Raw genomic sequence first — 6,859 nt, 5'->3', positions numbered from 1 at the left:
ACGGGCCGCCCGCGTACCCCGGCGTGCGCCTGCCTATGATCGCTGCCCGGGGCGACCGACCCGCGCGCGCCGGACGAGAGGGACAGCACGATGGTGAACCGCAAGGCCGCGGTGTTCGACGACCCGGTGGGCGCCTCGCTCCGCGGCCACCACGCCCATCTCGCCCGCCGGCTCGGCCGGGCCGCCGGCTACCTGCCGGACGTGGCGACCTTCTGCGCGGTCCCCGCCGACCCCGGCCCGGCGGACTGGGCCGACCTGGCCCGGCTGCTCGGCCCCGGTCAACTCGCCGACCTGTTCAGCCGCCCGGTCACCCCGCCGCCGGACTGGGCGCCGGTCTTCACCCTCGAGGGCCGCCGGATGACCTGGTCCGGCGGCGGCCCGTCCGGCCCGGCCGGTCCCGAGGCGGCGACGGGCGTGGTCGAACTGGGCCCGGAGAGCGTTCCCGAGATGCTGGACCTCGTCGAGCGGACCCGGCCCGGGCCGTTCCGGCCGCGTACCCCTGAACTCGGCGCCTACCTCGGCGTCCGCGACGACGGCAGGCTGGTGGCGATGGCGGGGGAGCGGCTGCGGCCCCCGGGCTGGACCGAGATCAGCGCCGTCTGCACCGCTCCCGAGGCACGCGGCCGGGGATACGCCGCCCGGCTGATCGAGGCGCTCGTCGCGCGCGTCCTGGCACGCGGCGAACGCCCCTTCCTGCACGTGGCGGAGGCGAACACCGGCGCGATCGCGCTCTACGAGCGCCTGGGGTTCACGACCGGCGAGCACGTGACCTTCCGCGGGTTCCGCACCCCTTGACCGCCCCGGCGCACCCGGCGGGGCGCCTCACCCGGGCATCCGCGCGGCACGGTGCGCGGGCTCGGGGGCGATCAGGGCGGCGGTCGTCAGGACGGCCCAGCCCAGGGCCGTGACGGCCGCCCCGGCCCGGCGGAACCTGCCGGGGAGCGCGGTGCCGAAGAGGACGGCGTCGCCGATGTCCGAGGCGATGCGCACGGCGGAGGCCGTGACCAGCGCCGGTCCCCGGGGCGCGACGGCCATCGACAGGCCGCTCACGGCGTCCCGCACCGCCAGCGGGCGCAGCACCGTCTCGGTGCGCGGGCCGACCTCGCCGTCCGGGCCGGCCAGCCCGCAGGGCCGGGCGAGCAGTTCCGGCCGGCGGGCCGTCGCGGCTCCGTAGGCGAGTGTCGCCGCCCCGATGATCCGCAGTAGTCCGGTGCGCACTGTCGACACCTCCACACGTCGGCCACCTGGGTGTCCGCCGTCCGGGTACCCGCGCCGCCCCGGCTCAGCCGCGCGGCGGCCGCAGCCGGACCCGGGGTCTCACGCCGCCGCCGTCAGCGCCGTCGCGGTGGCGATCGCGGTGTCGGCGCGGGCGTGTATGACCAGCCGGGTGCCGTCCGGGTCGGCGTTCGCCTCGAGCAGCCGCCGCACGGGGGCGCTGTGGGCGGCCACGGACATCACCAGACCGAGCCGGCTGCACAGCCGGTGGCTGCGCAGCACCGCGCCGACCGCCGTGTCCGCCACGGCGTCGTCGCCGAGGACGACGACGAGCGAGACCGGCCTGTGCGCCTCGACCAGGGCGCCGATCCGGTCGTGCAGGGCCGGCGGGCCGCCGGTGCCGGGGTCGTCGTGCACCGTGACGACGAGCACGCCCCGGTCGAGTGAGTGGGACATTGTCACGGCTGTCCATCTCCTCTCTGAGGCCAAATGGTTCATACTCGGACTACCCGGCCGTGAAGGGGTGATGCCGCCTTTTCCCGCCCGGGTCGCCGCGGCCGCCGGGGCCTCATCGCCCGGGCGCCGTGTCCCGCCGCTGCCCGAAGGCCCGCAGGATGCCCTCCGCCGCCGAGGTCGCCGTCAGCGTGCCCTCCCTGACCTGTCGTTCGAGCGCCGGGGCGGCCTCGCGCACGGCCGGATCCGCGTGCAGCCGGCCCAGCAGCTCGTCCCGGACCATCGACCAGGTCCAGTGGACCTGCTGGTCCCGCCGCTTGGCGGCCAGCCGGCCGGTGGAGTCCAGCAGCGTCCGGTGCTGCTCCAGCCGCTCCCAGACCACGTCCAGGCCGGCCGACTCACGGGCGCTGCAGCTCAGCACCGGCGGGGTCCAGAACGCGTCCTTGCCGTGCATCAGGCGCAGCGCGCCCGCCAGTTCGCGTGCCGCCGCCCGGGCGTCCCGTTCGTGCGGGCCGTCGGCCTTGTTCACGGCGATCACGTCGGCCAGTTCCAGCACACCCTTCTTGATGCCCTGGAGCTGGTCGCCGGTGCGGGCCAGGGTGAGCAGCAGGAAGGAGTCGACCATGTCGGCGACCGCCGTCTCCGACTGGCCCACGCCGACGGTCTCCACCAGGATCACGTCGTACCCGGCGGCCTCCATCACCACCATCGACTCCCGGGTGGCCTTCGCGACCCCGCCCAGCGTGCCCGCGCTGGGGGAGGGCCGCACGAAGGCGTCCGGGTCGACCGCGAGGCGCTCCATGCGGGTCTTGTCGCCCAGGATGGAGCCGCCGGTGCGGGTGGAGGAGGGGTCCACCGCGAGCACGGCCACCCGGTGGCCCAGCGAGGTCAGCAGCGTGCCGAACGCGTCGATGAACGTCGACTTGCCGACGCCCGGCACGCCGCTGACGCCGATCCGCCGCGCCCGGCCGCTGTGCGGGAGCAGCTCGGTGAGCAGCTCCTGCGCCAGCGTCCGGTGCTGCGGGCGGGTGGACTCCACCAGCGTGATGGCCCGGGCCACCAGGGCCCGCCTGCCGTCGAGCACACCCTTCACGTACGTGTCGAGATCGATCGCTGCCATACGCGGCTACAGCTCGTGGCCGAGGCCGGCCGACAGCCGCCGCACCAGGTCGTACGCAGCGTCCGGGATCACCGTCCCGGGCGGGAACACGGCCGCGGCGCCCATCTCCAGCAGGGCCGGCACGTCCTGCGGCGGGATCACCCCGCCCACCACGACCATGATGTCCTCGCGGCCCTCCTCGGCGAGCCTCTCCTTCAGCGCCGGCACGAGCGTGAGGTGACCGGCGGCCAGCGAGGACACCCCGACCACGTGCACGTCGGCCTCGACCGCCTGCCGGGCGACCTCCTCCGGCGTCTGGAACAGCGGGCCGACGTCGACGTCGAAGCCCAGGTCGGCGAAGGCGGTCGCGATCACCTTCTGGCCGCGGTCGTGGCCGTCCTGGCCCATCTTGGCGACCAGGATGCGCGGCCGGCGGCCCTCGGCCTCCTCGAAGGAGTCCACCAGGGCGCGGGTGCGGTCCACGGACGGCGACTGGCCTGCTTCGTTGCGGTACACGCCGGAGATCGTACGGATCTGGCTCGCGTGCCGCCCGTACACCTTCTCCAGGGCGTCGGAGATCTCCCCGACGGTCGCCTTGGCGCGGGCCGCGCGCACGGCCAGCTCCAGCAGGTTGCCGTCGCCGTCGGCGGCCCGGGTGAGCGCGTCCAGCGCGTCCCGGCAGGCCTGCTCGTCCCGCTCGGCGCGCAGCCGCCGCAGCTTCTCGATCTGCTGGGCGCGCACCGAGGAGTTGTCGACCTTCAGGACCTCGATCTGCTCGTCGCTGTCCACTCGGTACTTGTTGACGCCGATCACCGGCTGGCGCCCGGAGTCGATGCGGGCCTGGGTGCGGGCCGCCGCCTCCTCCACGCGGAGCTTGGGGATGCCGGCGTCGATGGCCTGCGCCATGCCGCCCGCCTGCTCCACCTCCTGGATGTGCGCCCAGGCCTTGCGCGCGAGGTCGTACGTCAGCCGCTCCACGTACGCGCTGCCGCCCCACGGGTCGATGACCCGGGTGGTGCCCGACTCCTGCTGGATCAGCAGCTGGGTGTTGCGGGCGATGCGGGCCGAGAAGTCGGTGGGCAGGGCGAGGGCCTCGTCGAGGGCGTTGGTGTGCAGCGACTGGGTGTGGCCCTGGGTCGCCGCCATCGCCTCGACGCACGTGCGCGTCACGTTGTTGAACACGTCCTGGGCGGTCAGCGACCAGCCCGAGGTCTGCGAATGCGTGCGCAGGGACAGGGACTTGGCGTTCTTCGGCTCGAACTGCGCGACCAGCTTGGCCCACAGCAGCCGTGCCGCGCGCAGCTTGGCGATCTCCATGAAGAAGTTCATGCCGATCGCCCAGAAGAACGACAGCCGGGGCGCGAACGCGTCCACGTCCAGACCGGCCTCGCGGCCCGCCCGGATGTACTCCACGCCGTCGGCGAGGGTGTACGCCAGCTCCAGGTCGGCCGTCGCACCGGCCTCCTGGATGTGGTAGCCGGAGATGGAGATGGAGTTGTACCGGGGCATCCGCTGCGAGGTGTACGCGAAGATGTCGGAGATGATCCGCATCGACGGCTTCGGCGGATAGATGTAGGTGTTGCGGACCATGAACTCCTTCAGAATGTCGTTCTGAATGGTTCCGGCCAGCTTCTCGGGCGGTACGCCCTGCTCCTCCGCCGCCACGATGTACAGCGCCAGGACCGGCAGCACCGCGCCGTTCATGGTCATCGACACGGTCATCCGGTCCAGCGGGATGCCGTCGAAGAGCTGCCGCATGTCGAGGATCGAGTCGATGGCCACGCCCGCCATGCCGACGTCACCGGTCACCCGCGGGTGGTCGCTGTCGTAGCCCCGGTGGGTGGGCAGGTCGAAGGCGACCGACAGGCCCTTCTGGCCGGCCGCCAGGTTGCGCCGGTAGAACGCGTTGGACTCCTCGGCGGTGGAGAAGCCCGCGTACTGGCGGATCGTCCAGGGCTGGTTGACGTACATCGTCGGGTACGGGCCGCGAAGGTACGGCGCGATGCCCGGGAAGGTGCCGAGGAAGTCCAGGCCCTCCAGGTCGCGGCCGGTGTACAGCGGCTTGACGGCGATGCCCTCCGGGGTCTCCCACAGCGGCTCCTCGCTCCCGGTCGCCCGCTTCACGGCCGTGCGCCACTCCTCGGCGCTGCCGTCGGCGGCCGGCGTCCCCAGCTCGATGCCGGAGAAGTCGGGGATTCCCATCAGGACACTCCCATGCGGTCGAGGGTCGCGGACAGCACGTCGATGGCGTCGCAGCCCGCGAAGACGTACGAGTCGACGCCCGGGTGCTCGGCCGGGCGGCCCGCCAGGAACACGTGCCGGGCGCCGGCCGCGCGCAGCGACTCGGCGGCCTGCGCGGCCCGTTCGGCGTAGAGCGCGTCGCTGGAGCACAGCACGGCCTCGGTGGCGCCGCTGTCCTCGAAGGCGCCCCCGGTGACCGGCTCGATGCCGCCCGCCTGGAACAGGTTGGCGGCGAACGTGGAGCGCGCGGTGTACTCGGCGGGGGAGCCGAGGGCGGCCAGGAAGATCCTGGGCCGGGAGCCGGTCGCGGCCAGGTGCGCGTCGGAGCGGGCGCGCAGCGCCTCGAACGCCTCGTCGCGGCGCACCCGGGGCAGTCCGCCGGACGGCGGCTCGGGCGCGGGCTCGCGCTCCACCGGCTTCTCGCCCAGCAGCGGGAACTCGCTGACGCCGGTGATGGGTTCGCGCCGCTTGGCGAGCTTCTTGGAACGCTCCGCCCAGGTCGTCGCCAGGTCCGTGCGGATCCGGCCCGAGCGCAGGCAGGCCGCCTGGCCGCCGTCCCGCTCGATCGTCCGGAAGTACGCCCAGCCGGCCTGGGCGAGTTCCTCGGTCAGCCGCTCCACGTACCAGGAGCCGCCCGCCGGGTCGATCACCCGGGCCAGGTGCGACTCCTCCATCAGGATCGTGGAGGTGTTGCGCGCGACACGGCGGGCGAACGCGTCCGGCAGGCCCAGCGCGTGGTCGAACGGCAGCACGGTCACCGAGTCGGCGCCGCCGACCCCGGCGGCCAGCGTGGCCACCGTGGCGCGCAGCATGTTCACCCACGGGTCGCGGCGGGTCAGCATCACCGGCGAGGTCACCGCGTGCTGGACCTGCGCGCCCGCGCCCGGCGCCCCGGCCACCTCGGCGACCCGCGCCCACAGCCGGCGGGCCGCACGCAGCTTGGCGATGGTCAGGAACTGGTCGGCGGTGGCCGCGTAGCGGAACTCGAGCTGGGCGCAGGCCGTCTCGACCGGCAGTCCGGCCTCGGTCAGCGCCCGCAGGTAGGCCACACCGGTGGCGATGGAGGCGCCCAGCTCCTGCGCGGCCGAGCCGCCCGCCTCGTGGTACGGCAGCGCGTCCACGGTCAGCGCGCGCAGGCCGGGGTACGTCCCGGCGCAGCGCCCGGCGAGGGCGGCGAAGGGGGCGACGTCCAGCGGGACGCCGGTGCGGGCCTCGTGGCCGAGCGGGTCGCCGCCGAGGCCGCCGCGCACCGCCCCGGGGTCCGCGCCCCTCACCTCGTACAGCCGCAGCAGCGCCTCGGCGGCCGCCTCGGTGTCGCGGCCGGCGTCCAGTACGACCGGGGCCAGGTCGAGGTACACGCCGTCGAGCGCCCGGCCCAGTCCGGAGACCGGGATGCCGCCCTCGCCGAGCACCAGCCACAGCGAGGTGACGCCGTTCTCCAGGTCGGCCAGCACCGCGCCGTCCGCGCCGCCGCCGAGCGCCGTGTGCCGCTGCCGCACGTCCCAGCCGCCGGCCGTGCCGCCCTCGGGGCGGCCGCCGCGCACGTACGGCGCGAAGCCGGGCAGGCCGGGGTCGGGCGCGGCGTCGCGCGCGGTGTAGAGGGGCCGGGTGCGCAGCCCGTCCTCGAGCGTCGTGGACAGGGCGTCCTCGACTGCCGCGCCGGAGACTTCCTTGCCCGACTTGCGCAGCACACCCTCGACCAGGCGGTGCCACTGCTCGTGTGTCGCGTCAGGGAACTCGGCGGCCAGTGAGAGCCCGTCGTCAGGCAGGACCGTCATGCTCGGATGCTAGGGCAGGGCGCTCATGTGACAGCAGAGCGAGAGCTGTGACGTTTCCCTCTCTGCGGCTGTG

General features: G+C 74.5%; 6 protein-coding genes. 1 reads left to right on the top strand and 5 read right to left on the bottom strand.

Annotated elements, in window-relative coordinates:
* Positions 1–90: 90 nt before the first annotated feature.
* Positions 91–795, top strand: coding sequence for a GNAT family N-acetyltransferase (locus tag ACFQ9Z_RS08135; protein WP_383012651.1), 705 nt, complete (start codon positions 91–93; stop codon positions 793–795).
* Positions 796–822: 27 nt separating this feature from the next.
* Here ACFQ9Z_RS08135 and ACFQ9Z_RS08130 read toward each other — a convergent pair whose 3' ends face one another.
* The 5 genes from ACFQ9Z_RS08130 to ACFQ9Z_RS08110 all read right to left on the bottom strand — a co-directional run bounded on the left by ACFQ9Z_RS08130 (position 823) and on the right by ACFQ9Z_RS08110 (position 6,786).
* Entirely contained in the window at positions 823–1,218 is a 396-nt protein-coding gene (locus tag ACFQ9Z_RS08130) for a hypothetical protein (protein ID WP_383012648.1), read from the bottom strand.
* Between the two features lie 99 nt (positions 1,219–1,317).
* Positions 1,318–1,671: a hypothetical protein gene (locus tag ACFQ9Z_RS08125; RefSeq protein WP_383013120.1), complete on the bottom strand. Its 354-nt coding sequence runs from the start codon at positions 1,669–1,671 to the stop codon at positions 1,318–1,320.
* Positions 1,672–1,783: 112 nt separating this feature from the next.
* Positions 1,784–2,788 carry a methylmalonyl Co-A mutase-associated GTPase MeaB gene (gene meaB / locus ACFQ9Z_RS08120; protein ID WP_383012645.1) on the bottom strand — a complete coding sequence of 335 codons (1,005 nt, stop codon included), beginning with the start codon at positions 2,786–2,788 and terminating at the stop codon, positions 1,784–1,786.
* Positions 2,789–2,794: 6 nt separating this feature from the next.
* Positions 2,795–4,969 (bottom strand): methylmalonyl-CoA mutase, encoded by a 2,175-nt coding sequence (gene scpA, locus ACFQ9Z_RS08115; protein WP_383012642.1) that lies wholly within the window; start codon positions 4,967–4,969, stop codon positions 2,795–2,797.
* Positions 4,969–6,786 carry a methylmalonyl-CoA mutase family protein gene (locus ACFQ9Z_RS08110; RefSeq protein WP_383012639.1) on the bottom strand — a complete coding sequence of 606 codons (1,818 nt, stop codon included), beginning with the start codon at positions 6,784–6,786 and terminating at the stop codon, positions 4,969–4,971. The genes scpA and ACFQ9Z_RS08110 overlap by 1 nt, the downstream gene beginning before the upstream one ends.
* Between the last annotated feature and the right edge of the window lie 73 nt (positions 6,787–6,859).

This window comes from Streptomyces sp. NPDC056580 (assembly GCF_042793175.1).
Classification (GTDB): Bacteria; Actinomycetota; Actinomycetes; order Streptomycetales; family Streptomycetaceae; genus Streptomyces.
The sequence above is the reverse complement of the archived record's forward strand: the minus strand, read 5'-3'. Positions and strand labels throughout refer to the sequence as shown.